Below are 20,971 nucleotides of genomic sequence, written 5' to 3' on the forward strand. Positions count from 1 at the left end.
CTCCGGGCGCCGGCTCAGGCTGGCTGAGCAGTATGTCGACGGTCCGGCGAAGAGCTACTCCCCTTCTGCGCTCCCCATCGTACGGGATGTGAAAGTTCGTCCGTGAACCTTGTCGTGTCATGCACACGTCACTAGCTTCTTACCGGCCGCTCATCCACCGGCCACACGGTCCCGCGAGCATTCCCCTCGCTCGCGCCCACCATCCCCACCCCACAAGGGAGTTCGCATGCCCAAGCTCTACGCGCGTCGACGGCTGAGCATACTCGCGACCCTCACCGGCCTGATAGCCTCCGCGGCCCTGATCAACTCCCCGAGCGCCTCCGCCGCGCTCCCCACGCCGGTCAGCGGCGCCACCGCCCGTGGCTATCTCGCCCAGCTCACCGTGGCCGCGGAGAACCGCACGGGCTACCAGCGCGCCCTGTTCCCGACCTGGATCACCATCTCGGGCTCCTGCAACACCCGTGAGTGGATTCTCAAGCGGGACGGCACGAACGTGGTCACCGACTCCGCCTGCGCCGCCACCAGCGGCAGCTGGTACTCCCCCTACGACGGCGCCACCTGGACCGCCGCCTCCGACGTCGACATCGACCACCTCGTGCCGCTCGCCGAGGCCTGGGACTCCGGTGCGAGCAAGTGGACCACCGCGCAGCGGCAGGCCTTCGCCAACGACGTCACCCGTCCCCAGCTCCTCGCGGTGACCGACAACGTCAACCAGGCCAAGGGCGACCAGGACCCGGCCACCTGGCTCCCGTCCCGCTCGGCGTACGTCTGCACGTATGTGCGCGCCTGGGTGCAGGTGAAGTACTACTACAACCTCTCGGTCGACCCCGCCGAGAAGACGGCCCTGACGAACGACCTGGCGAACTGCTGACGCTCCGGCACCCGCGGGGCGGTCGGCGACGGGGCGGCCCGACGGGCCGCCACAGTCGGCTGTCGGGGTTGACTGCCGGGGTTGACCGCCGGGGTCGACTCGGAGTCGGTTGTCGCGGGACACCCCAAGGTGGGTGGCACGCGCGCCGGAGCGGGGATCCGCGGGTCAGGCGGCGGGGCGGCGGCGCATCAGATAGCCCGCGGCGCCGCCCGCCGCGAACAAGGCGGCCACCGAGACTCCCGTGGCCAGCCATGTCGCGCCGAGCCACTGGGCGCCGAAGTAGCCGAGGGCCACGCTGTAGGCGGCCCAGGACAGACCGGCCAGGGCGGACCAGGGCAGGAAGTCGCGGGCCCGGCGATGCGCGGCGCCCGCGCAGAAGGAGACGACGGAGCGGCCGGCCGGGGCGAAGCGGGCCAGGACGACGAGCGCGCCGCCGCCCCGGGCGAGCGCGTCGCCGAGACGTTCCTGCGCGGTGGTCAGCCGCCGGGAGCGGGCTATCGCCCGGTCCAGCCGCTCCCCGCCGCGCCAGGCCAGACGGTAGGCGACGAGGTCACCGAGGACGGAGGCGGTCGCCGCGGAGAGGATCAGGGCCACGATGTCCGGCACCTCGTGCGGAACCCGGGCCGCCGCAGCGCCCGTTCCCGCCGCCGCCGCCGTGCCGGCCGTGATGACGAGTACGCCGCTCGGCAGTACCGGCAGGAACACGTCGAGGAGCACGGAAAGCGCCACCACGGCATAGATCCACGGCCCGGCCGCAAGCGACCCGACACTCTCGAACACGACCGACTCCCCTAGCTCCCCCGATGTCAGCCATACAGCGTACGCCGGGGTGGTGACAGGCGGTCCGCCGGGGCCGGCACCCCCTCCCCCACGACGGCGGCAAGGGGGCGGCGAGGCACCGGCGTTCCCGTCCGCCCCCCGCGAGTGGGGCCATGCCCGGAACGCCGGAGAAGTCACGGCCCGTCGCGTGGTCCCGCTCCCACTGGGCCCTCCGATCCCCTCCTTACGCCCCTTTCCCGCCACCCGCCGGTTCCGCCGATTGCGCCGACTCCTCATGAGCGTGCTTCAGCTTCGAGCGGATCTCCATCCGGTCGGCCGCCCCGACCTCGGCCCAGAAGCGGTGGGTGGTGACGAACACCGCCAGCTCGTGCTCGCGGCGCCTCAGCTTCTCCACCTCGGCCTGCTCGTCGGCCGACCAGCCGGGCGACGCGGGCCGCTCGACCTTGCGCCAGCCGGTGTCGTCACAGAAGCCGTCTCTCGGCTCGACCGACCAGGGCAGCCGCTTGAGCAGGGCCGACAACTCGGCCCTGACCTGATGCAGCTCCTCCTGGCCGGCGAGGAGGTCACTGGGAAAATCGTAGGTCGTAGCCACGCGCTAATGCTACGCCTGTTCGAATTTCAGTGGCGAGTTCGCTCATGGGGTTCAGGGGAACATTCAGTCGAACGAGTGGTCGCCGGCCGTGTCACCGGCCGGCCTCCCGCAGCTCCCGCACGAGCCGCGCCGCCACCGGCACAGAGACCCCGTGCCGCTCGGCGGCACGCAGCAACGCGCCCCCGATGGCGTCGAGTTCGAGCGGGCGCCCGGCCTCGGCGTCACGCTGCATGGACGACTTGGCGCCAGGCGGAAAGGCGTCGTAGCGGGCGAGTGCCCGGGCGGGGTCGGCGGGAGCGCCACAGGCGAGGCTGACCCTGGCGGTTTCGGCCACCAGTGCCTCCAGCTCGTCCCGGTGCCGGGTGCGCACCTCCCCGAGCGGCAGGCCGTATCGCGTGGTGAGCAGGGCGAACGGGACGAGGAACGCCATCTTGGCCCACAGGGCGGCCGTCTCGTCCCCGACCACGCGACCGGTCACACCGGCGGCGGTGAGGGTCACGGCGAGCGCGTCGAGGCGGGCGGCCGGGACGCCGTCCCCGGCGAGGTCCACCTCCGTGAACGGACTGCCGTGTTCGATCACGCCCGGTGCGGTCCGGGTGGACTCCACCCGGATCACGGCCGGCGCGACGCGGTCGGGACGGTAGCGGGCGCGCAGCGCGGCGGGGTGCTCGACGCCGTTCAGCAGGGGTACGACGAGCGCGTCCCCCAGCACCGCGGGCGGAACCCGGGTCAGCGCGGCGTCGAGCGCGTTGTGCTTGACGGTGACCAGGCAGGCGGCCACCGGTTCCCGCAGCTCGGTGTCCGCCTCGACGGCGGCGGTGAAGTCGCCGAACTGCGCGCTGCGGACCGTGATCCCGTCACGGCGCAGGGTTTCGGCCGTACGCTCCCCCGCCAGGCAGACGACGCGCCGGCCGGAGCGGGACAGGAGGGCGGCGAGCAGCCCGCCCGTGCCGCCGGGGCCGAGGACGGCCACGGTGTTCTCGATCGCCATGAGGCTGATCCTTTCGACGGTCGGCCCCGCGGTTCGGTGGCCGCCTTCGACGCGATCATGGCAGCGCCGCACGCCACGCGTGAGACTGGGGGCATGTGCCGGAGTATCAAGACGCTGCGCCCGCCCGTGCTGCCCGACGAGGCCACGGACGAGGACATCCACGCGGCCGCGCTGCAGTACGTACGCAAGGTCTCGGGCTTCCGGGCCCCCGCCGCGCACAACCGCGAGGTCTTCGACCGCGCGGTGGACGCGGTGGCCCGCGCCACGGCCGAACTTCTCGGCGAACTGGAGGTCCGCGGCCACCCCGTACGACAGCGCCACCCGGAGGGGACGATCGTGGAATCTGGCTGAATGTTGAACTTGCAAGCACTGATTAGGTTCCCCTAACCTTGGGCCCTCGTTCGGTACCGCCGCCCCCACACCCGGCCACGTCCCCGGCCGGGTACGACAGACACCGAAGAGGAGACTCCCCTCCATGTCCGCACGTCTCGATACCGCTCAGCCCTATGTCATCGGGCTCTTCCGCATCGTCATCGGCCTGCTCTTCACCGTGCACGGCGCCGCCTCGCTCTTCGGCGTCCTCGGCGGCGCGATGGGCACCGACGGCGGCACCATCGCCGCGGGCACCTGGCCCGGCTGGTACGCGGCCGTGATCCAGCTCGTCGCCGGCGGCCTGGTGTTCCTCGGCCTCGGCACCCGCGCCGCCGCCCTGATCGCCTCGGGCTCCATGGCGTTCGCCTACTTCGACGTCCACCAGCAGGTCGCGCTGTGGCCCATACAGAACGGCGGCGAGCTGTCCGTCCTGTTCTGCTGGGCGTTCCTCCTGCTGGTCTTCACCGGTTCCGGCGCCTACGGCCTGGACCGGCTTCTCACCCGCCGCCCGACGGCGACCGGCGAACCCGCCACCGACCGGGCCCCGATAGCGGCCTGATCTCCCCCGAGCACCAACCGAGCACGAAAACGGCCCCCCGAGGAATCCTCGAGGGGCCGATCGGTGGGCGCGGACGGTTTCGAACCGCCGACATCCTGCTTGTAAGGCAGGCGCTCTACCCCTGAGCTACGCACCCGGAACTCCCGGGCCACCGCCCGGGTCGAGTGGACAGACTACCTTGACCTGGCGGGTGCGCGGCAAACCCGTGGGCCGCGGGACTCGACGCCGCGGCCGAGCGCCCGTGGCGGTGCTCTCCGTGCGAAGTCGCCGCTGTGCGTGCGAACTGACCGGCCCGTGTGTTCGTCTACAACAGGTGGGAGAATGACACCACCCAGGGCGAACCACAGCACGGGAGAGGGATGTGACGGCGACACCGGGCACGCCATCGACGCGGCCGTACCCGCCGCCACCCGCCGTACGAGCCCGGTCCGGGCCTGCCGCGCTGTGGGACACGCTCGTGCTGACGGGTCTGCCGCTGGTGGCGGCGCTGGGGCTGTCCGCCGCGTTCGCCGGTGGTGGTACCCGGCGCTGGTTCGGGGGCCGCTCGGAGGGTCAGCGGGCGGAGGCGCAGGCGGCCAAGGACGCCGCGGCGGCCGCGTTCTACGAACTCGACACCGCCCAGCGGGATCTGAGGATCTCCATCGAGACCATCACGGCCGTGGACGACTCCCCCGCCGCGCGGCGCGCCGTGTCCGACTTCGAGGCGCTCGGGCGGCGTATCGACGAGGTCAGCCAGCGTTACATCCAGGCCGTCGACGCCCATGATCTCGACCGGGACGACCTGGAGGCCGCGAGCGCGGCCCGGGCGCGCTCGGAGCTGGTCTCGGCCAAGGACGAGTTGGTGCGGGTCAAGGGGGAGCTGGACCGGTTCGGCAGCTCGCTCGGGCCGCTGCTCGGTAAGGCCGAGACCGAGCTGGCCCGGCTGGCGCCCGCCGTGGAGCGGGCCCGGCAGTCGCTGCTGGCCGCGAGCAACGCCCTGGACGCCGTACGGGGCAAGGGCCTCGGCGCCGACGATCTGGCCGCGCGGCTGGCCGCCCTCTCCCCGGAGCTGACCAGGCTGAACCAGGGAGCCGGGCAGCACGGGGTCACGACGACGCTGGAGCGGGCCGAGCGGGTGCAGCGGGAGGCCGGGGCGATCCGGGCCGAGGCGGAGCGGCTGCCGGAGCGGGCGGCCGAGATCGATCACCGGCTGGTGTCCCTGCGGACCAGGGCGCAGGCGCTGACCACGCGTGCCGGGCAGGTGGAGCCGGTGCTGAGCGAGCTGCGGCGGCGGTTCACGGCCGCCTGCTGGCAGGACCTGCAGCAGGTGCCGGCGCAGGCCGCGCAGAACGTGCGGCAGGCCGAGCTGAAGCTGACCGAGGCGCAGGCGGCGCGGGACGCCCAGCGCTGGCCGGACGCCACGTCGTTGCTGTCGACCGTGCGGGCCCTGCTGAACGGCACCGACGAGGCGGTGTCGGCCGCCGGGGACCGGTTGCGGCGGCTGAACGCCGTGCAGAAGGATCCGCACGCGGAGATCGAGCGCACCCGGTTCGCGATCCGGGACGCGCAGCGGCTGGCGATGACGGGGCGTACGACGCCGGATCCACGGCACGCGGGGCCGCTGGACGAGGCGGTGGCGCGGCTGGAGCGGGCGGCCGGTGCGCTGGAGGGCCGGCACCCGGATTTCTGGCACTTCCTGACCGAGACGGACGCGGTGCGGCAGGAGGTCGCGCGGGTGGTGGCGCAGATCCGCGGGGAGCGTGGCGGCGGCCACTGAACCGTGGTCCGCACGGTGTGCGGGGCGTGGGCGGGCGGTCGTGCGTGTTGCCGGTGCGGGTGGTCGGGCGGATATTGAAGTGGACGGATGGCCTCCGCTAGCGCCCGAGGGAGGCGGACATGGCCACACACGCAGTGCACACGAGGAACGCCGGGGAGCGACAGCGCACCCGGCTGGACGACCATCTGCCCGTCGACCACCGGCTGAACACGGTCTACCGGATCGGTGCCGGACTGATCGGCGCGTTCCTGGTCGTCTTCGGGATCCTGGGCCTGATCAACCACATCGGGTTCTTCGACACCGGCGGTAACGCGATCACCGGGCTGAACACCAACGGCACGCTCAGTGTGCTGTCGATCTGCATCGGCGTGCTGCTGCTGGTCGGCATGGTGATCGGCGGGAACTTCGCGTCGACCCTGAACATGGTCCTCGGCGTGCTGTTCCTGCTGAACGGCTTTCTGTTCCTCGGCCTGCTGGACACGCCCAACAACTTCCTGGCGTTCAAGATCCAGAATGTGCTCTTCAGCTTCGTCGTGGGGCTGCTGCTGATGACCTTCGGCATGTACGGCCGGGTCGGCTCGTCCCTGCCGCACGACAACCCGTACTGGCGGGCCCGCCACCCCGAACCCTCCCCGCATGAGCGGCGGGAGGAGCCGGGGCGGCAGGAACCGCCGCGCGATCAGGTGCGGTAGGCGTAGAACGCCGCGGTCGGGTACGACGCGACGAGGCTGGCCACCGACCTGTTGTAGGTGTTGGTGGAGTGGTAGGACACGTACGGCACACCCGAGCGGTCGCGGTAGGTGACGATCATCGAGTGGTCCTTGGACCCGTCCCTGTTGAAGTCCATCTGCACCACGTCGCCGATATCCGCCTGGTAGACGTTGGCGAGGCTGGTGACGCGCTTGGAGGACAGGGCGAACCAGGAGAACTCGTTGACGCCGATGAAGGAGTCGGACTGGATGTCGGCGGTGCCGAACCACTTGTGGAAGTCGTTCGTGTAGCCCGGGACGTGCTTCCAGCCGCCGGCCTTCAGGGCCTGGCTGACGAAGTTGGTGCAGTCGCCGCCGTCGCCCTGCCCGTTGAAGTCGGGGTAGGCCGAGTTGTAGTTCTTCCAGTACTTGGTCGCGTAGGCGACCATGGCCTGGTAGTCGTAGCCGGTGCCGGTGAGGGTCTTCGGCCTGGCCGGCGCGGGCCAGCTGGTGGACGCGCGGGGCGCGTCGGGCGGTCCGTCGTCGGCGGTGGTCTTGACCTTGGCGACGGCGGGCTTGGCGACCTGGTTGACGGCGAGGTAGCCGTCGTCGGTGTCGCGGATGCCGGTCAGCTGCCAGTCGCCCTTGCGGTCGGCCTTGAAGGTCAGCTCGTGGTGGGCCTGGAAGCCGGTGGTCTTCTGTCCCCGGGCCACGGGCTGCTTGTAGGTCAGCGTGGTGGTCTCGGTGACGTCGACCGTGGCCCGGCGGCCCTTCACCTGCGTGGCGTCGAGGGAGACCTTGGTGCTGCCGTCGCTGTACTTCTCGCCCAGCTTGGCGAGGACGTTCCTGCGGGCCTTCAGCTGTCCCAGAGCCGAGTCCTGCTGGTGGGTCTGCCCGCCGGACATCCGCACCGACCCGGAGAAGCCGGCGGTGTGCCGGGTCCTGGTGCTCCCGGCGCCGTCCACGAGGGCCTGCGTACGGTCGGTGAAGACCGCGTCGGCGAGTCGCTGGAAGGTCGCCTTGGTGGCCGCGTTCACCGTCGGATCGTCGGTGACGGCGGCGCCCGCGCTCCAGTTGGGCACCAGGGCCACGCCGGCGACCACGGAGGCGGCGGCAACCGTGACTATGGAGGCGCGGCTCCGCTTACGGCTCAGTCTTCTCGTTTTCAATGGTGTTCCCCTTCACTCCGGTACACCTACCGGGGAGGGGCATCCTCGCATGGCGGATGCGTGGGTTGTGAAGGGGGTTGCACAAGTGGAACCCACGGTCCTCGCCGGTCACTTGACGACCGTGGACCAGTCGGGCGACTGGGCGGGGTCGAGGGTGCGCAGCGCGGCGAGCGTCGCGGGCTTCTGGACGTCGAGCCAGTCGGCCAGTTCCTTGAAGGACACGCACTTCACGCCCTTCTTGGTGCAGACGTTCTTGACGACCTGGTCGATGGATTTCATGTAGATGCCGCCGTTCCAGTCCTCGAAGTGGTTTCCGATGAACAGCGGTGCGCGGCTGCCGTAGTAGACGCGGTTGAAGCCGGCCATGTACGAGTCGACGGTCTGCTGCTGCCACTGCGGGTACTTGGCCGGGTCGCCCTTGGTCTCACCGCCGGACTGGTTGTAGAGGAAGTTGAAGTCCATGGACAGGCCCTGGTACTTGCCGTCCTCGTACGGCAGCATCTGGAGCGGGAAGTCCCATATTCCCTTCTTCTTCGTCGGCCATATCTGGAAGTCGCCCGGTGAACTGGCGTCGTAGCGCCAGCCGTAGCTCTTGATGGCCTTGAGCAGGTTCGGCTGGCCCTCCAGACAGGGTGCGCGGCCGCCGGTGACCTCCTTCTTGAAGTCGAAGGGCAGGGCCGGGACGTCCTTGAAGCCGGTGTTGGTCTTCCAGTGCTCCACGAAGGAAAAGAACTGGTCGATCTCGCTCTTCCACTGCTCGACGCTCCAGTCGCCGCCGCCCTTGGCGCCGCAGAAGTGGCCGTTGAAGTGGGTGCCGATCTCGTTGCCCTGCCGGTAGGCCTCGCCGAGCTGTTCCAGCGTGGAGCGGATGTGCTCGTCGGTGGCGTAGTCGATGGCGGCGTCGCCGGGCGAGTGCATGGGGCCGTGGTACTGGCTCTTCTCGCTCTTGGGCAGCAGATAGATGCCGGTGAGGAAGAAGGTCATGTGGGCGTCGTACTGCTTGGCCATCTCCCGGTAGTGGGAGAAGAGGTGGTCGCTGCCCTCCAGGGCGCCGTCCCAGGAGAAGACCACGAACTGTGGGGGCTTCTCGCCCGGTTTGAGCGGCACGGCCTTCAACTGGCCGGTCTGCGGCCCGGTGTCGGAGGTGGAGCCGTCGCCGAGGATCCGGGTCTTGCCGTCCCACCGCGGGCTGGGGGTGGCCTTCGGGGTGGCCTTGGCGTTCTTGCCGGCGGAGGCGGCCGGGCTGGTGCCGTCCGGTCGGCTGAGCGCCAGGAAGCCCGCCACCAGGGACGCCACGACGAGGAACGCCGCCAGCGTCAGGACCTGTGGGCGGGTGGCGGCGGGGACCCGCCGGGGGGCGGTTGCCCGGCGGCGGCCGGTCGGCTTGTTGGTGGGCATGCGGCTCATTCTCCGAAGGTGCGAGGGCGGTGCGGGGGTCCGGTCTCAGCCAAGACCCATCGCGGCCGACCAGAGGGTGTACGGCACGCTGTCCGCGGACGTACCGGCCAGTCCGTCGAGCGGGAGGGGCTCCAGGGACTTCGTCAGGTCGATCCGGTAGACGACGACCGCCGTCGAGACGGAGTCGGCGGTTCCCGCGTACCAGGCGGCGGTGCCCTTGTCGTTGGTGCCGGCCTTGCCGCCCACCCCCGGCCGGGTGGCGGCCGTGGTCGGGTGGCCGTTGCGGAAGGAGTCGATGAGGGCCTCCGAGACCTGCTCGGCCACCTGGGGACCGACCGCGCGTCGTGGGCGCGGGGTGGTCAGGGCGACCGGGGCGCCGTTGCGGGTGATCCGGCTCACCGAGTACGGCTCGGTGTGGCTGCCCCCGCCGGCGAAGGTGGCGTAACCGCTCGCCATCCGGATGGCGCTGGGGGTGGAGTTGCCCAGGGACAGGGCGGGCACCTGGGGGCCGATGCTGGAGGGCAGCAGTCCGGACGCCTCGGCGGTCTGCCGGACCGTGGCCAGACCGGTGTCCATGCCGAGCTGCATGAACGGCGTGTTCACCGAGCGGGCCAGCGCCTGGCCGAGGGTGATCTTCCCGTACGATCTGCCGCCGTCGTTGTGCGCGGCGACCTTCTTGCCGCTGCGGTCCCAGTACGGCCCCTCCGGGGTGGTGACGGGCACGCCGTCGTCCCCGTCGTAGACGCTCTCCGGGGTGACGACGGTGGCGGGTCCGCCGCGCGTCTTGTGGACGCCGTGTTCGAGGCCGGCGGCGTAGACGAACGGCAGGAAGGCGCTTCCGGCCGGGACGGTGGTCGCGTTGGATTCGTTGTAGCCCTGCTTACGGTGGTCGGGGCCGCCGTAGACCGCGAGGATGCGGCCGTCGGTGGCCACGGAGGCGGCGCCGTAGTGCCCGTTCTTCGCGGCCTTCGGTTTGTCGGAGCGGGCCTGCCTGCGGGCCTTGCCGACGGCGTCGGTCAGTGCCTTCTCCCGCTTGCGGTCGAGGGTCGTGTAGATCTGGTAGCCGCCCAGGTCGAACTGCTTGTCGGTGAGGTGGGCGGCCTTCTTGGCGTACTGCGAGGCCAGCTCGACCAGGTAGTCGCTCTGCTCGCCGGTGTCGTAGAGCGGGTTGGTCTTCAGCGGCTCGGGGAACGTCGTGTACCGGTCCCGTTCGGCCTTCGACAGCTTGCCGATCTTGACCATGCGGTCGAGGATCCAGTTCCAGCGTTCCACGGCCCGCTGGTGGTTGGCCTTGCCGAGGGTGGGGTCGTAGAGGCCAGCGCCCTTGAGGAGCGAGGCGAGCATGGCGGCCTCGGAGGCGTTGAGACTGCTGACGTCCTTGCCGTAGTAGGCCTGGGCGGCGCGCTGGATTCCGTAGGTGCCCCGGCCGAACCAGCTGGTGTTGAGATACCCCTCCAGGATCTGGTCCTTGCTCATCTTGTTGTCGAGCTTGAGGGAGATCATCGCCTCGGTGAATTTGCGGCTGATGGTCTGGTTCTGCGTCAGGTAAACGTTCTTCACATATTGCTGGGTGATGGTCGAGCCGCCCTCGGTGTCGCCCGAGCCCACCGTGCGATACACCGCCCGGCTGATGCCTCTGACGGATATGCCCGGGTCCGAGTAGAAGCTCTCGTTCTCCGCCGCCAGCACCGCCCAGCGCACGTCCTGGGGTATGTCCTTCAGCGGCATGGCCTGCCGCTGCACCCAGCCGGTGCGGGCCATGGGCGTGCCGTCGGCCCAGAAGTAGACGTTGTCCTGCTGGGTGGCGTAGGTGTTCAGGTTCTCCGGTATGTCGGTGAGCGCGTACGCGGTGACGAGGAACGCGCTGAGCAGTCCGAAGGAGACCAGGGTGCCGCCGAGCCACTGGCGCCAGGACGGCATCCAGCGGCGCCAACCCGTCCGGCCGGGGCGCGGGTAGACGGGCTTGAGGCGGCGGGCGTAGGGAGCCAGCCGGCGGGCGTAGGGGGCGAGGCGGCGCGCGTACGGGGCCGCCCAGGCACCCAGGCGGGCCAGGTGGCCGCCGACGGCGCTCGTGGCGCGCTCGCGCGCGGTGGGCCGCGCGCTGCGCCGCCGCTCGGCCCGGCCGCCCGCGGCGGGCGGCTCGGGCGGCGGAGGCACCCGCAGCTGCATGGTCTCGTCCGCTCTGGGCGCGCCGACCCTCAGGAACAGGGTCTCGTCGGAGTCGTACACATCCTTCCCACGAGCCTTGCCCCCATCGGGGCGGTCCTCCCCCTGCGACGCATCGGTCACGACTGCGTCTCCCTCCGCACTCGATCTTGCTCGCGCGGGTGAGCTGAGCATCCTCGCAACGGCGTTCACAAGTTATCAGCGATATTTTCGATTCCTGCGCGTAGCAGTCGAATGCAATGCAACACTCATGAAACATTGAGCCCGGTGTTCCCGGCTCCGGCGACTAACCTGGACCCATGCCTCGCTATGAGTACCGCTGCCGTACCTGCGGCGACACGTTCGAACTGAACCGTCCCATGGCGGAGTCCGCCGCCCCCGCCGACTGCCCCGCGGGCCACGACGACACGGTCAAGCTGTTGTCGACCGTGGCCGTCGGCGGCAAGGCCGGCGCACCGGCCCCGGCCCCGCAGGGGGGCGGGGGCGGCTGCTGCGGCGGCGGCTGCTGCGGTTGATCTAGACCCCGCGGGCCGCCTCGAGGAACTCGCGGACGATCCGCTCCCCGGCCAGGACGCCCCGCTCCGGCAGCGCCCGGATCCCCGGCGCGGTCCAGTCGGTGTCGGCCAGCTCGCCGTGGCCGGGGCGCCAGCCCCGGTCGGCGGCGAGCAGCAGGTCGGCGTCGAGCAGGGAGTCCCCGGCGGCCAGCGTCAGCTCGGCGCCGCTGCGGCGGACCACCTCGCGGACGGCCGCGCTCTTGGTGAGCGGCTTCGGGACGGCGTAGATCTTGCGGCCCTGCAGGGAGACCGTCCAGCCGCGGTTCTCCGCCCACACCGCCAGCTCCTTCACCCAGTCCTCGGGCAGCAGCTCGCGCTCGACGACGAGGTAGGCGAACAGGTCCTCGGCGACGCGCTGCTTGCGCAGCCACACCGGGTCGGCGGTCCGCAGCAGGTGCTCGCACACCTCGGCCAGCGGCGCGCACTCCTCGGCCAGCCGCGCCTGCACGCTCGCGTGCCAGTCTTCGTCGGTGGCCCCGTCGACCAGCAGATGGCCGCCGTTGGCGCAGATCGCGTACTTCGGGGGCGGGCCGGGCAGGTTGATGCGCTGGTACTGCTTGCGGGTCCGGGTGGTGGTGGGCACGAACAGCGCCGCGTCACCGAGGTCGGTCAGCAGCCGGGCCGCGGTCTCCGTCAGATAGGACAGCGGCTTGGCCTCGTGCACCTCCACGCACAGCAGCCGGGGGGCCCGGGCGTCGGGCATGGTCAGCGCGAGGGCCGCCGCGGAGTAGATCAGCGTCCGGTCGAGGTCGCTCGCCACCAGTACCGGCATCACAGGTTCACCGCCTTGCCGTCGGCGCCGGTGGCGCCCCGCGTGTACCGGGGGTGGATCAGTCCGACGCAGGTGTACGGCAGTTCGCCGACCTCCTCGACCGGCACCCCGCGCTGCGCGGCCAGCAGCCGTACGTGGTCCAGGTCGGCACCGGCTCCCGCGCGCGCGAGGATCTTCCACGGCACCCGGCGCAGCAGGACCCGGGTGGTCTCGCCGACGCCGGGCTTGACGAGGTTGACGTCGTGGATGCCGTACTCCTCGCTGATGCGCTCGACGGCCCGCCAGCCCACCCAGGTCGGCGAGCGGTCCTCGGTCTGCAGTTCCTTGACCGCCGAGTCGACGGTGTCGGCGACCTCCGGGAAGCGGGCGCAGACGGCGTCGAGGAAGGCCCCGGAGACGTCGGCACCGGCGAGTTCGCGGTAGAACTTGGCGCCGTGGAAGTCGTCCGGGCCTACCAGGTCGGCCCGCAGGACCGTGCGGGATATCAGACCCGAGACGGTCGAGTTGAGGCAGGCGGAGGGGATGAGGAAGTCCTCGCGGGTGCCGTAGGTGCGCACGCAGGAGCCCGGGTCGGCGAGGACGGCGATCTCCGGGTCGAAGCCGGTGACACCCTCCCTCGCCTCGAACTCCTCGATGGCTACGGCCAGTTCGCGGGTGATGGCGCCCTTGCCGGTCCAGCCGTCGACGAAGACGACGTCCCGGGGGTCGTGGTGGGCGGCGAGCCAGCGCAGCGCGTTGGCGTCGATGCCCCGGCCGCGCACGATCGACACGGCGTAGTGCGGGAGGTCGAGCCCGTGCCGGAAGCGGGCCCAGCGGCGCATGAGGACACCGACCGGGGTGCCCGCGCGGGCGAGGGAGACCAGCACCGGGCGGGGCGAGCGTTCGGTGATCACCGTCTCGGTGACCACGCCGACCGCCCGGGCCAGCCGGGCGGCGGTGGCGTCGAGGGCCGAGTGGAACAGTTCCTGGTACCGCTCGCTGGGCTGGTACTCCACGGGCAGCGACTCGGCGTAGTGGGCGCCGCCGCTCTGGATGGCCTCCTCGCGCTCCTCGGTCGGCGCCTCCAGGGTGACGTCGGAGAGGTCCCGCAGCAGCCAGCCGACGTCTTCGGGTGCGTAGGAGGAGAACGCGGGGCCGCGGAGGGGCTCGGGCAGCATGGCCGGCCTTTCGGGAGCGGGCGGGGACCCGGGGACGTAGGAGGGCAGGACCGCGAGCAGGACGTGCGGGACGTGCGCCGCGAGGCGGGCCACCAGGCCGCCCCGCGCGTGCAGGGCGGGGGTGTCGGCGACGGAGTCGACGACGGCGACGACGGCGTCGAAGCCACCGCCGGCGACGTTGTAGGCGTACCGCTCGCCGGGGCCGTCGGCCGGATCGTCGTGGGCGGGGAAGACCAGGCGGGTGCGTATCGCGTAGCCGGGGTCGTCCAGGGCGAGGACGGGTGAGCGGGTGGTGGTGGAGAAGCGCACCTCGGCGTCCGTGGTCCGCTCCAGCTCGTGGGCGAGGCGCAGCGGGGCGTACATCAGCTCCTCGAAGCCGAGGACCAGGACGCGGCCGGCGCCGGCGGGCAGGGCCTCGGCGATGCGGGCCGCCATGGCGGGCAGCGCCGCCTCCAGCCGGGCGCGATGGGCGGGGGTGAACCCGTGCCGCCCGCCGTCGGGCAGTCCCGGGGGCCAGCACAGCTCGACCCTGGCGACGCCGACCCCCGCGACACCGTCGCCGACCCCCGCGAAACCGTCGCCGGACGTGGCAGGACCGTCGCCCGGGCCCTCCCCGGACGTGGCGAGGCCGTCTCCGGGCGCGGCCGGACCGTCGGGGGTCGCCGGGGAGTCGTGGCGTGCGACCAGGTCCCGGCCCTTCGCCAGGACGTCGTCGGGCAGCCGCACCGTCCCGGACGCCGTGGCGATCACGTCCACCCGGGTCCCGATGCCGGCCGCGAAGCGGCGCAGGCGCGCGGTGTCCTCGGGGGAACGCATGTCGACCAGCGCGACCACCACATAACGCCCTCGCGGATGGCGTTCGTGCAGGTCGCGAATGGTGTTCAGGATGGTGTTGCCGGTGGAGAACTCGTCGTCCACGAGCACCAGCGGGCCGTCGCCCGCCAGCAGCGCGGGGTCCTCGGGCAGCAGCAGGTGCGAGGTGGCGTGGGAGTGGGACTCCTCGAAGCCGCCCGCGGGAGCGACGCCGGGGACCGGGCGGCGGGTGGAGTGCAGATACGGGGCGCGGCCCAGGCCGTCGGCGACCGCGTGGCCGAGGCCGGTGGCGGTCTCCGCGTACCCGAGGACGACGGCGTCGGCGGCCTCGTCACCGAGCAGCTCGCGCACCCGGCGGCCCAGGGCCAGACCGTGGCCGTAGACCACGGAGGGCGACTGGGGGACGTGCTTGCCGAGCACGTGGGAGACCAGCAGATGGGCGCGCTTGGGGTTGCGGCGCAGCGCGAGCCCGAGCAGGTCCCGCAGCCCGTCGTCGCCCACCAGCTCGACCCCGAGTCGCTCGGTGACCCAGCTGCCGGACCAGACCCCGTCGTTCACTGCGTTGTTCATGCGTTCCTTGGATGTGGGAAGGCGGCCGGACACTCCGGCCGGGTCAGCCGGGTATGCCGGCGGCGAGCAGCTCCACGAAGCCGACGTCCTCGTTGGCGACACCGAAGACCTCGGCGCGCAGCAGAGTCCGCTCGGCCCAGGCGCGGTGCGGCTTCACCTCGTTCATCTTGTTGGTGTAGGCGGACCGCAGTACACCCCCGCCACCGCGTTCCGGCCGGAGGATGTCCTGGGCGTCACTGAACTCCTCGTGACTGACCACGGACAGCGCGTGCACGGGCAGGACGTGGGACGGGTGGATGCAGGTCTTGCCGAGCAGGCCGTTGGCCTGGTCGAGGGAGATCTCCCTGAGCAGCCCGTCCATGGCGTGCTCGATCAGGTTCTCGCGCAGCTCGACGGCCTGCACCTCCAGGAAGGGGCTCTGTCTCAGCTGCGGCTTGAACATGCGCTCGGGGACGCGGAAGTACTCCCACACCGGTCCGGTGACGGTGAACCCGGTGCCGTCGGCGCGGCCGAGCATGTTCACCACGTCTGCGATCACGGAGGCGACGATCTGGACGTCGTAGGCGGTCATGTCGGGCGCGCGGCGCAGACCGTAGGACGAGCAGAAGTCGGTGACGCCGAGGCGGAGCGCGAGGACCCGGTCGCGGTACTTGCCGACGGCGCGGGAGATGCCCTCCAGGGTGTCCATGCGGCTCTCGCGGTACAGCAGCTCCGGCGATTCGAGGACCGGCATGGCGAAGAGGCGCCGGCCGCCGGCGCTCTCGGCGGCGGTGAGGGCCTCCAGGAAGGGGATGCCGCGTTCCTCGGTGAACTTCGGTAGCACGAACCCGGACAGCAGCCGCACGGCGGGGCCGAGGCGGCGTACGAGATCGGGGATCTGCTCGGGGGTGCGGACCCGGATGAAGAGCAGCGGCAGCCGCGCGCCGGGGCGCGAGTCCAGGTCGGCGAACTGCCGGACGAGGTTCTCCTCGCCCACCGCGACGTCCGCGTCGTCGATCGAGTCCTCCAGGCACAGCACCATGGAGACCACGCCGTGCGCGGCCTGCTTGACGATGTCGTCGGCGAGGCGGGAGCGGGTGGCCGGGCTGTACAGCGTGGCGCCCAGGGCCGCGGCGAGCAGGCGGGCCGGGGAGTCGGCGGTGAACGCGCACGGCTCCTGGTGGAAGAGGCGCCGTCGCGCCTCGGGGGCGATGTGCCCGAAATGACGCATAGGACTCCCTCAGGGTGTGCGCCAAGCTTCTGGGTTCGGTAAAAGGTGGCCGGTAATAGTACGTAGGGATCCATGTCGGGGGTTCCCCGCGGGCATGAATTCCCGGTAACTCGCCCGTGTCGGCGTCGATACCCCCCGCATTGTCGTGGCCAGGACCGAGAGGGCAGGATGACCGCATGACGCACGCGATGCTGAAAGGGTCGAACGTCCCGCTGGAAGCCACCACGGTACGCGCCGTGCTGCGCTGGACGCCCGGGCAGGGGGTTCCGGACGTGGACGTCTCGGCGCTGCTGCTGGGCTCGGACGGCCGTGTGCGCTCCGATGAGGACTTCGTCTTCTACAACCAGCCCCGGCACCCCTCCGGAAAGGTGTGGCGGCTCGGCAAGAAGCGCGTCACCGAGGGGCTGACCGACTCGATCCAGACAGACCTGGCCGGAGTCGAGCCGAAGGTGGGCCGGATCCTGCTGGTCGCCTCCGCGGACGGCGTCCCCTTCGACCGGGTGCCGGCCCTGGCCATCTCGCTGTACGACGCCGCCGTGGCCGATGGGGAGCCGCTGGCCCGGTTCGACATCAAGCCGGAGACCGGTGCGGAGACGGCGCTGATCTGCGGTGAGCTGTACCGGCGCGGGGAGGGCTGGAAGTTCCGGGCCCTGGGCGAGGGCTACTCCAACGGCCTGAAGGGCCTCGCCACGGACTTCGGGATCTCGGTGGACGAGTCGGAGGCCGCGGAGGCGGAGGCCGAGGCGGACCGGAGCCTGCCCGAGACGACGTCCCGGCCGCTGCCCCCGGAGCGGCCGACGACGGCGGTGCCGCAGCAGCCGGCCTACGGGTATCCGGAGCCGGCGTACGGCTATCCGCAGTCCGCCTCCTCCCAGGTGGGGTACGGATACCCCCAGCCGGTGCCGGCGGCGCCCGACCCGAACTTCCGGCTGCCGCCGCAGGGGCCGCAGTTCATCGGGCGGTAGTTCGCGTGGGCCAGGAGCGGCTGTCCCCGGGGCAGGGCCTCGCCTGAGGCGGATGTTCCGGGGGCGGCTAGCGGTCCGCCTTGGCCTTGTAGCCGCGGCCCCACTGCAGGCCCCAGCCGTAGAGGCGGTCCAGCTCGCCCTGGAAGCCGTAGACGAACTTGACCTCGCGGCGGACCATCAGCTCGCCCTTGATGTTCTCGATCATGACCACCGCGCAGGAGCGGGCCTCGGGGTGGCGCTCGTCCAGGCCTATCTCGATGCGCGGGCCGTTGCTCGGGTAGAGCGTGACGACCGCGTGGGTGCGGTCGAAGGCCGGGGTCTGGTCGTAGATGTAGACGAACACCAGCAGCCGCTTGATGGCCTCGCGGTGGTCGAGGTTCACATACATCGTCTCGCCCGACCCGGAGCCGAACCGGTCGTCGCCGCTGAGCTTGATGTACGGCGGGGCGTTGACATCGCCCAGGTAGCCGCCCAGCGGCTGGACCACGCCCTTCGTGCCGTCCGCCAGCTCGTACAGACAGCCCAGGTCGAGGTCGACGTTGACCATGCTCTGGCCGTGCCCGAGCACCTCGGGCGGTTTGAGGGCCCTGAAGGGGTGGCGCAGCAGGCTGGTGCGCTGGGTCGGGTCGAAGTCGGAGGTCCGCATACGCCAGGCGAGGTTGACGCGGAGATGACCGGTGGCCGCGTCCTGCTTGGTGAGCGACACCGTCTGGTGCCGCCTGGTGAGCTCGATGGCGTTGGACGAGGCGCTGCCCGAGTCGAAGTCGGCCGCGCGCCCGCCCAGCAGCCCGTCGAAGAATCCCATTCCCGCCCCCAGGTACTCATCGGTCCACCACGCCGTCGGGGCGGCCGACCGCGTCGGCCGCCCCGAACAGAGCGTTCCCTACTCGGCGGGGTGACCACACCCCGTCACGTCCCGGATCTGCCCCGTAAGGGGCCTCGAACGTACCGGGGGGTCCTTCCCGCCGGACCGGTTCAGACGCCCGAGGAGACCTCGGGCTTCTCGCCGGCGCCCTCGCCCGCCGCCGCGAGAGCGCGGTTGCGGCGCACGGAGGACCAGAAGGACCAGGCGATCAGGACGACACCGACGAGACCCGTGACGACCTCGTTGATCTCGTACTGGATGGTGATCATGAGGATCACGGCCAGGGCGCCGATCGCGTAGTGGGCGCCGTGCTCCAGGTAGACGTAGTCGTCGAGGGTGCCCTGGCGGACCAGGTACACGGTCAGCGACCGGACGTACATCGCGCCGATGCCGAGGCCGAGGGCCATCAGGACGATGTCGTTGGTGATGGCGAAGGCGCCGATCACACCGTCGAAGGAGAAGGACGCGTCCAGGACCTCCAGGTAGAGGAACATGAAGAACGCGGCCTGGCCGGCCAGCACGACCGCCGAGCGCTGCTTGCCGGTGCGGGCGGCCTCTTCCTCCTCCTCGTGCTCTCGCTCCTCCTCTTCCTCCAGCTTGTCCTCGAAGTAGCCGGACAGACCGCCGACGACCATGTAGGTGATCAGGCCGGCGATACCGGCGATCAGGACCGTCTGCGCCTTGTCGGCGTGGGCGCCGCCGTGCTGGTGGGCGTGGGTGGCGAAGGTGAAGGAGGTGACGAGCAGGACGATCAGGGCGATGCAGACCGACAGCATGTCGACCTTGCCGAGCTTGGCCAGGGGCCGCTCGATCCAGCGCAGCCACTGGATGTCCCGGTCCTCGAAGATGAAGTCCAGGAAGATCATCAACAGGAACATGCCACCGAAGGCGGCGATCGCCGGGTGGGCGTCGGTGACCAGCTGCTGGTAGCGGTCCTTGTCGGTGAAGGCCAGGTTGACCGCGTCGATCGGACTCTTCTTGGCGGTGATGGCCACGATGACGACGGGGAAGACCAGCCGCATGCCGAAGACCGCGATGAGGACGCCGACCGTGAGGAAGATCTTCTGCCAGAAGGCGCTCATCTTCTTCAGGATTCCGGCGTTGACGACCGCGTTGTCGAAGGACAGCGAGATCTCCAGGACGGCGAGGATCGCCACGATGCCGAAGGCGGTCCACCCCCCGTAGAAGGCCGCCGCGACCAGGCCGACCGCGGTGACCGCGAACGACCAGCCGAAGGTTTTCAGAAGCACTGGCTACCCAATCGTGTAAGTACGGGTCTCCCCCGCGCCATGTACGGGTCGCCCCGCGCGCCGCACTCGGCTTTGCTAAATGTTGACCACGAGTCTAGAGGGGCACCCTACCGGCGGTACCGCTCAGGGCAACCCTTACCGAAGACCCACGGCCTGAACGCGCGCCGGGGCGCCCCGTCAGGAGACGTTCACCCCGAAGTCGAGGGCGATCCCCCGCAGTCCCGACGCGTACCCCTGTCCGACGGCGCGGAACTTCCACTCGCTCTGGTAGCGGTACAGCTCGCCGAAGATCATGGCGGTCTCGGTGGAGGCGTCCTCGCTCAGGTCGTAGCGGGCCAGCTCCTGGCCGTCGGCCTGGTTGACCACGCGGATGAAGGCGTTGGAGACCTGGCCGAAGGTCTGGCCGCGCTCGTCCGCCATATGGATCGAGACGGGGAAGATGATCTTCTCGCACTGGGCGGGCACCCTGCCGAGGTCGACGAGGATGGACTCGTCGTCGCCCTCGCCCTCACCGGTGAGGTTGTCACCGGTGTGCTCCACCGAGCCCTCGGGGCTCTTGAGCTGGTTGTAGAAGACGAAGTACTCGTCCCCCATGACCCGGTTGCCGGCGCCGCACAGCAGCGCGCTGGCGTCCAGGTCGAAGGGGGCGCCGGTGGTGGACCGGGCGTCCCAGCCGAGCCCGATCATGACGTTGGTGAGGTTCGGTGCGGCCTTGGAGAGGGAGACGTTGCCTCCCTTGGCGAGCGTGACGCCCATGATGCTGGTCCTCCCCTAGTGGTGCTTCCCTGGTTGTCCTGCACGTCCGGCGCCGACCGTAAACGGTCGGCGCCGGACTGGCGCTGGGGCTGCCGGGCGTCAGACGTTGACGCCGAAGTCCTGTGCGATGCCGCGCAGGCCTGAGGCGTAGCCCTGCCCGATGGCGCGGAACTTCCACTCCGTGCCGCTGCGGTACAGCTCGCCGAAGACCATGGCGGTCTCGGTGGAGGCGTCCTCGCTCAGGTCGTAGCGGGCGATCTCCTGCTGGTTGGCCTGGTTCACGACGCGGATGAAGGCGTTGCGGACCTGGCCGAAGGACTGCTGGCGGTTCTCGGCGTCGTAGATCGACACCGGGAACACGATCTTGTCGACGTCGGCCGGGACGCCGACCAGGCTGACCTTGATCTGCTCGTCGTCGCCCTCGCCCTCACCGGTGATGTTGTCACCGGTGTGCTCCACCGAGCCGTCGGGGCTCTTGAGGTTGTTGAAGAAGACGAAGTGCTGGTCGCTCGCGACCTTGCCGGCGTTGTTGAGCAGCAGCGCGCTGGCGTCGAGGTCGAAGTCCGTGCCGGTCGTGGTGCGCACGTCCCAGCCCAGACCGACGATGACGTCGGTCAGGCCCGGGGCCTCCTTCGACAGCGACACGTTGCCGCCCTTGCTGAGGCTGACTCCCACGGGTCCTCCATGTGGTGTCCAGGGGCGGGGAGCCCCGTCGT

20 protein-coding genes and 1 tRNA gene are annotated in these 20,971 nt (G+C 70.9%); 7 read left to right on the top strand and 14 right to left on the bottom strand.

Going from position 1 to position 20,971, the window contains the following annotated elements:
- Positions 1–226: 226 nt before the first annotated feature.
- On the top strand, positions 227–871 hold the full coding sequence (locus ACIBA9_RS25690) for an HNH endonuclease family protein (protein WP_399366513.1): 645 nt from the start codon (positions 227–229) through the stop codon (positions 869–871).
- Between the two features lie 165 nt (positions 872–1,036).
- On the opposite strand, the gene ACIBA9_RS25695 is transcribed toward ACIBA9_RS25690, so the two are convergent.
- From ACIBA9_RS25695 to ACIBA9_RS25705, 3 genes are all read right to left on the bottom strand, one after another.
- Positions 1,037–1,651 (bottom strand): DedA family protein, encoded by a 615-nt coding sequence (locus ACIBA9_RS25695; protein WP_399366516.1) that lies wholly within the window; start codon positions 1,649–1,651, stop codon positions 1,037–1,039.
- A 223-nt stretch (positions 1,652–1,874) separates the two neighbouring features.
- The gene (locus ACIBA9_RS25700) at positions 1,875–2,243 is read right to left on the bottom strand and encodes a hypothetical protein (protein WP_399366518.1); all 369 of its coding nucleotides are present in this window, start codon (positions 2,241–2,243) and stop codon (positions 1,875–1,877) included.
- 91 nt (positions 2,244–2,334) lie between these two features.
- Positions 2,335–3,234, bottom strand: a complete 900-nt coding sequence (locus ACIBA9_RS25705) for a ketopantoate reductase family protein (protein WP_399366520.1) — start codon at positions 3,232–3,234, stop codon at positions 2,335–2,337.
- Positions 3,235–3,327: 93 nt separating this feature from the next.
- On the opposite strand from ACIBA9_RS25705, the gene ACIBA9_RS25710 reads away from it, so the two are divergent.
- Together ACIBA9_RS25710 and ACIBA9_RS25715 are read left to right on the top strand one after the other, a co-directional pair.
- Positions 3,328–3,585: a DUF2277 domain-containing protein gene (locus ACIBA9_RS25710; RefSeq protein WP_399366522.1), complete on the top strand. Its 258-nt coding sequence runs from the start codon at positions 3,328–3,330 to the stop codon at positions 3,583–3,585.
- A 124-nt stretch (positions 3,586–3,709) separates the two neighbouring features.
- A complete protein-coding gene (locus ACIBA9_RS25715; protein ID WP_399366524.1) occupies positions 3,710–4,165 on the top strand; it encodes a DoxX family protein in 456 nt (151 codons plus the stop codon).
- Positions 4,166–4,229: 64 nt separating this feature from the next.
- Here ACIBA9_RS25715 and ACIBA9_RS25720 read toward each other — a convergent pair.
- Positions 4,230–4,301 (bottom strand) — tRNA-Val (locus ACIBA9_RS25720).
- A gap of 225 nt (positions 4,302–4,526) precedes the next feature.
- On the opposite strand from ACIBA9_RS25720, the gene ACIBA9_RS25725 reads away from it, so the two are divergent.
- Both ACIBA9_RS25725 and ACIBA9_RS25730 read left to right on the top strand, forming a co-directional pair.
- Positions 4,527–5,921 carry a hypothetical protein gene (locus ACIBA9_RS25725; RefSeq protein WP_399366526.1) on the top strand — a complete coding sequence of 465 codons (1,395 nt, stop codon included), beginning with the start codon at positions 4,527–4,529 and terminating at the stop codon, positions 5,919–5,921.
- Positions 5,922–6,040: 119 nt separating this feature from the next.
- Positions 6,041–6,613: a DUF4383 domain-containing protein gene (locus ACIBA9_RS25730; protein ID WP_399366528.1), complete on the top strand. Its 573-nt coding sequence runs from the start codon at positions 6,041–6,043 to the stop codon at positions 6,611–6,613.
- On the opposite strand, the gene ACIBA9_RS25735 is transcribed toward ACIBA9_RS25730, so the two are convergent.
- The 3 genes from ACIBA9_RS25735 to ACIBA9_RS25745 form a co-directional block, all read right to left on the bottom strand.
- Positions 6,601–7,713: an amidase domain-containing protein gene (locus ACIBA9_RS25735; RefSeq protein ID WP_399366814.1), complete on the bottom strand. Its 1,113-nt coding sequence runs from the start codon at positions 7,711–7,713 to the stop codon at positions 6,601–6,603. The two genes, ACIBA9_RS25730 and ACIBA9_RS25735, sit on opposite strands and share 13 nt — an antisense overlap.
- 174 nt (positions 7,714–7,887) lie before the next feature.
- Positions 7,888–9,177, bottom strand: a complete 1,290-nt coding sequence (locus ACIBA9_RS25740) for a hypothetical protein (RefSeq protein ID WP_399366530.1) — start codon at positions 9,175–9,177, stop codon at positions 7,888–7,890.
- Between the two features lie 45 nt (positions 9,178–9,222).
- A complete protein-coding gene (locus ACIBA9_RS25745; protein WP_399366532.1) occupies positions 9,223–11,466 on the bottom strand; it encodes a transglycosylase domain-containing protein in 2,244 nt (747 codons plus the stop codon).
- Between the two features lie 176 nt (positions 11,467–11,642).
- Between ACIBA9_RS25745 and ACIBA9_RS25750 the strand changes: the two genes are divergently transcribed.
- Positions 11,643–11,858, top strand: coding sequence for a zinc ribbon domain-containing protein (locus ACIBA9_RS25750; protein WP_362157083.1), 216 nt, complete (start codon positions 11,643–11,645; stop codon positions 11,856–11,858).
- 1 nt (position 11,859) lies between these two features.
- On the opposite strand, the gene ACIBA9_RS25755 is transcribed toward ACIBA9_RS25750, so the two are convergent.
- The 3 genes from ACIBA9_RS25755 to ACIBA9_RS25765 are packed head-to-tail and all read right to left on the bottom strand — an operon-like array spanning position 11,860 to position 16,419.
- Entirely contained in the window at positions 11,860–12,669 is an 810-nt protein-coding gene (locus ACIBA9_RS25755; RefSeq protein WP_399366535.1) for an HAD family hydrolase, read from the bottom strand.
- The gene (locus ACIBA9_RS25760; RefSeq protein ID WP_399366537.1) at positions 12,669–15,209 is read right to left on the bottom strand and encodes a phosphoribosyltransferase; all 2,541 of its coding nucleotides are present in this window, start codon (positions 15,207–15,209) and stop codon (positions 12,669–12,671) included. The genes ACIBA9_RS25755 and ACIBA9_RS25760 overlap by 1 nt, the downstream gene beginning before the upstream one ends.
- A 43-nt stretch (positions 15,210–15,252) precedes the next feature.
- Positions 15,253–16,419, bottom strand: coding sequence for an HpcH/HpaI aldolase/citrate lyase family protein (locus ACIBA9_RS25765; protein WP_399366539.1), 1,167 nt, complete (start codon positions 16,417–16,419; stop codon positions 15,253–15,255).
- Between the two features lie 176 nt (positions 16,420–16,595).
- Here ACIBA9_RS25765 and ACIBA9_RS25770 point away from each other — a divergent pair, with 176 nt between their 5' ends.
- Entirely contained in the window at positions 16,596–17,384 is a 789-nt protein-coding gene (locus tag ACIBA9_RS25770; protein WP_393898362.1) for a TerD family protein, read from the top strand.
- 67 nt (positions 17,385–17,451) lie between these two features.
- Here the strand turns inward: ACIBA9_RS25770 and ACIBA9_RS25775 are convergent, their stop codons facing one another.
- The 4 genes from ACIBA9_RS25775 to ACIBA9_RS25790 form a co-directional block, all read right to left on the bottom strand.
- The gene (locus ACIBA9_RS25775; protein WP_362157073.1) at positions 17,452–18,189 is read right to left on the bottom strand and encodes a Tellurium resistance; all 738 of its coding nucleotides are present in this window, start codon (positions 18,187–18,189) and stop codon (positions 17,452–17,454) included.
- A gap of 170 nt (positions 18,190–18,359) precedes the next feature.
- Positions 18,360–19,499, bottom strand: a complete 1,140-nt coding sequence (locus tag ACIBA9_RS25780) for a DUF475 domain-containing protein (RefSeq protein ID WP_362157070.1) — start codon at positions 19,497–19,499, stop codon at positions 18,360–18,362.
- A gap of 177 nt (positions 19,500–19,676) precedes the next feature.
- Complete coding sequence (locus tag ACIBA9_RS25785; protein WP_362157068.1) at positions 19,677–20,255, bottom strand: TerD family protein; 579 nt, start codon at positions 20,253–20,255, stop codon at positions 19,677–19,679.
- Between the two features lie 99 nt (positions 20,256–20,354).
- Complete coding sequence (locus ACIBA9_RS25790; RefSeq protein WP_362157066.1) at positions 20,355–20,930, bottom strand: TerD family protein; 576 nt, start codon at positions 20,928–20,930, stop codon at positions 20,355–20,357.
- Positions 20,931–20,971 lie beyond the last annotated feature (41 nt).

Source organism: Streptomyces sp. NPDC051452 (assembly GCF_044454765.1).
In the GTDB taxonomy this organism is placed as follows: domain Bacteria; phylum Actinomycetota; class Actinomycetes; order Streptomycetales; family Streptomycetaceae; genus Streptomyces.

What these genes read in the sequence shown, in the direction of transcription:
- ACIBA9_RS25750 (WP_362157083.1), top strand. Translation starts at nt 11,643, where the DNA reads ATGCCTCGCTATGAGTACCGCTGCCGTACCTGCGGCGACACGTTCGAA.
- ACIBA9_RS25715 (WP_399366524.1), top strand. Translation starts at nt 3,710, where the DNA reads ATGTCCGCACGTCTCGATACCGCTCAGCCCTATGTCATCGGGCTCTTC.
- ACIBA9_RS25785 (WP_362157068.1), bottom strand. Translation starts at nt 20,255, where the DNA reads ATGGGCGTCACGCTCGCCAAGGGAGGCAACGTCTCCCTCTCCAAGGCC.
- ACIBA9_RS25740 (WP_399366530.1), bottom strand. Translation starts at nt 9,177, where the DNA reads ATGCCCACCAACAAGCCGACCGGCCGCCGCCGGGCAACCGCCCCCCGG.
- ACIBA9_RS25710 (WP_399366522.1), top strand. Translation starts at nt 3,328, where the DNA reads ATGTGCCGGAGTATCAAGACGCTGCGCCCGCCCGTGCTGCCCGACGAG.
- ACIBA9_RS25760 (WP_399366537.1), bottom strand. Translation starts at nt 15,209, where the DNA reads ATGAACAACGCAGTGAACGACGGGGTCTGGTCCGGCAGCTGGGTCACC.
- ACIBA9_RS25705 (WP_399366520.1), bottom strand. Translation starts at nt 3,234, where the DNA reads ATGGCGATCGAGAACACCGTGGCCGTCCTCGGCCCCGGCGGCACGGGC.
- ACIBA9_RS25730 (WP_399366528.1), top strand. Translation starts at nt 6,041, where the DNA reads ATGGCCACACACGCAGTGCACACGAGGAACGCCGGGGAGCGACAGCGC.
- ACIBA9_RS25770 (WP_393898362.1), top strand. Translation starts at nt 16,596, where the DNA reads ATGACGCACGCGATGCTGAAAGGGTCGAACGTCCCGCTGGAAGCCACC.
- ACIBA9_RS25765 (WP_399366539.1), bottom strand. Translation starts at nt 16,419, where the DNA reads ATGCGTCATTTCGGGCACATCGCCCCCGAGGCGCGACGGCGCCTCTTC.
- ACIBA9_RS25775 (WP_362157073.1), bottom strand. Translation starts at nt 18,189, where the DNA reads ATGGGATTCTTCGACGGGCTGCTGGGCGGGCGCGCGGCCGACTTCGAC.
- ACIBA9_RS25755 (WP_399366535.1), bottom strand. Translation starts at nt 12,669, where the DNA reads ATGCCGGTACTGGTGGCGAGCGACCTCGACCGGACGCTGATCTACTCC.
- ACIBA9_RS25690 (WP_399366513.1), top strand. Translation starts at nt 227, where the DNA reads ATGCCCAAGCTCTACGCGCGTCGACGGCTGAGCATACTCGCGACCCTC.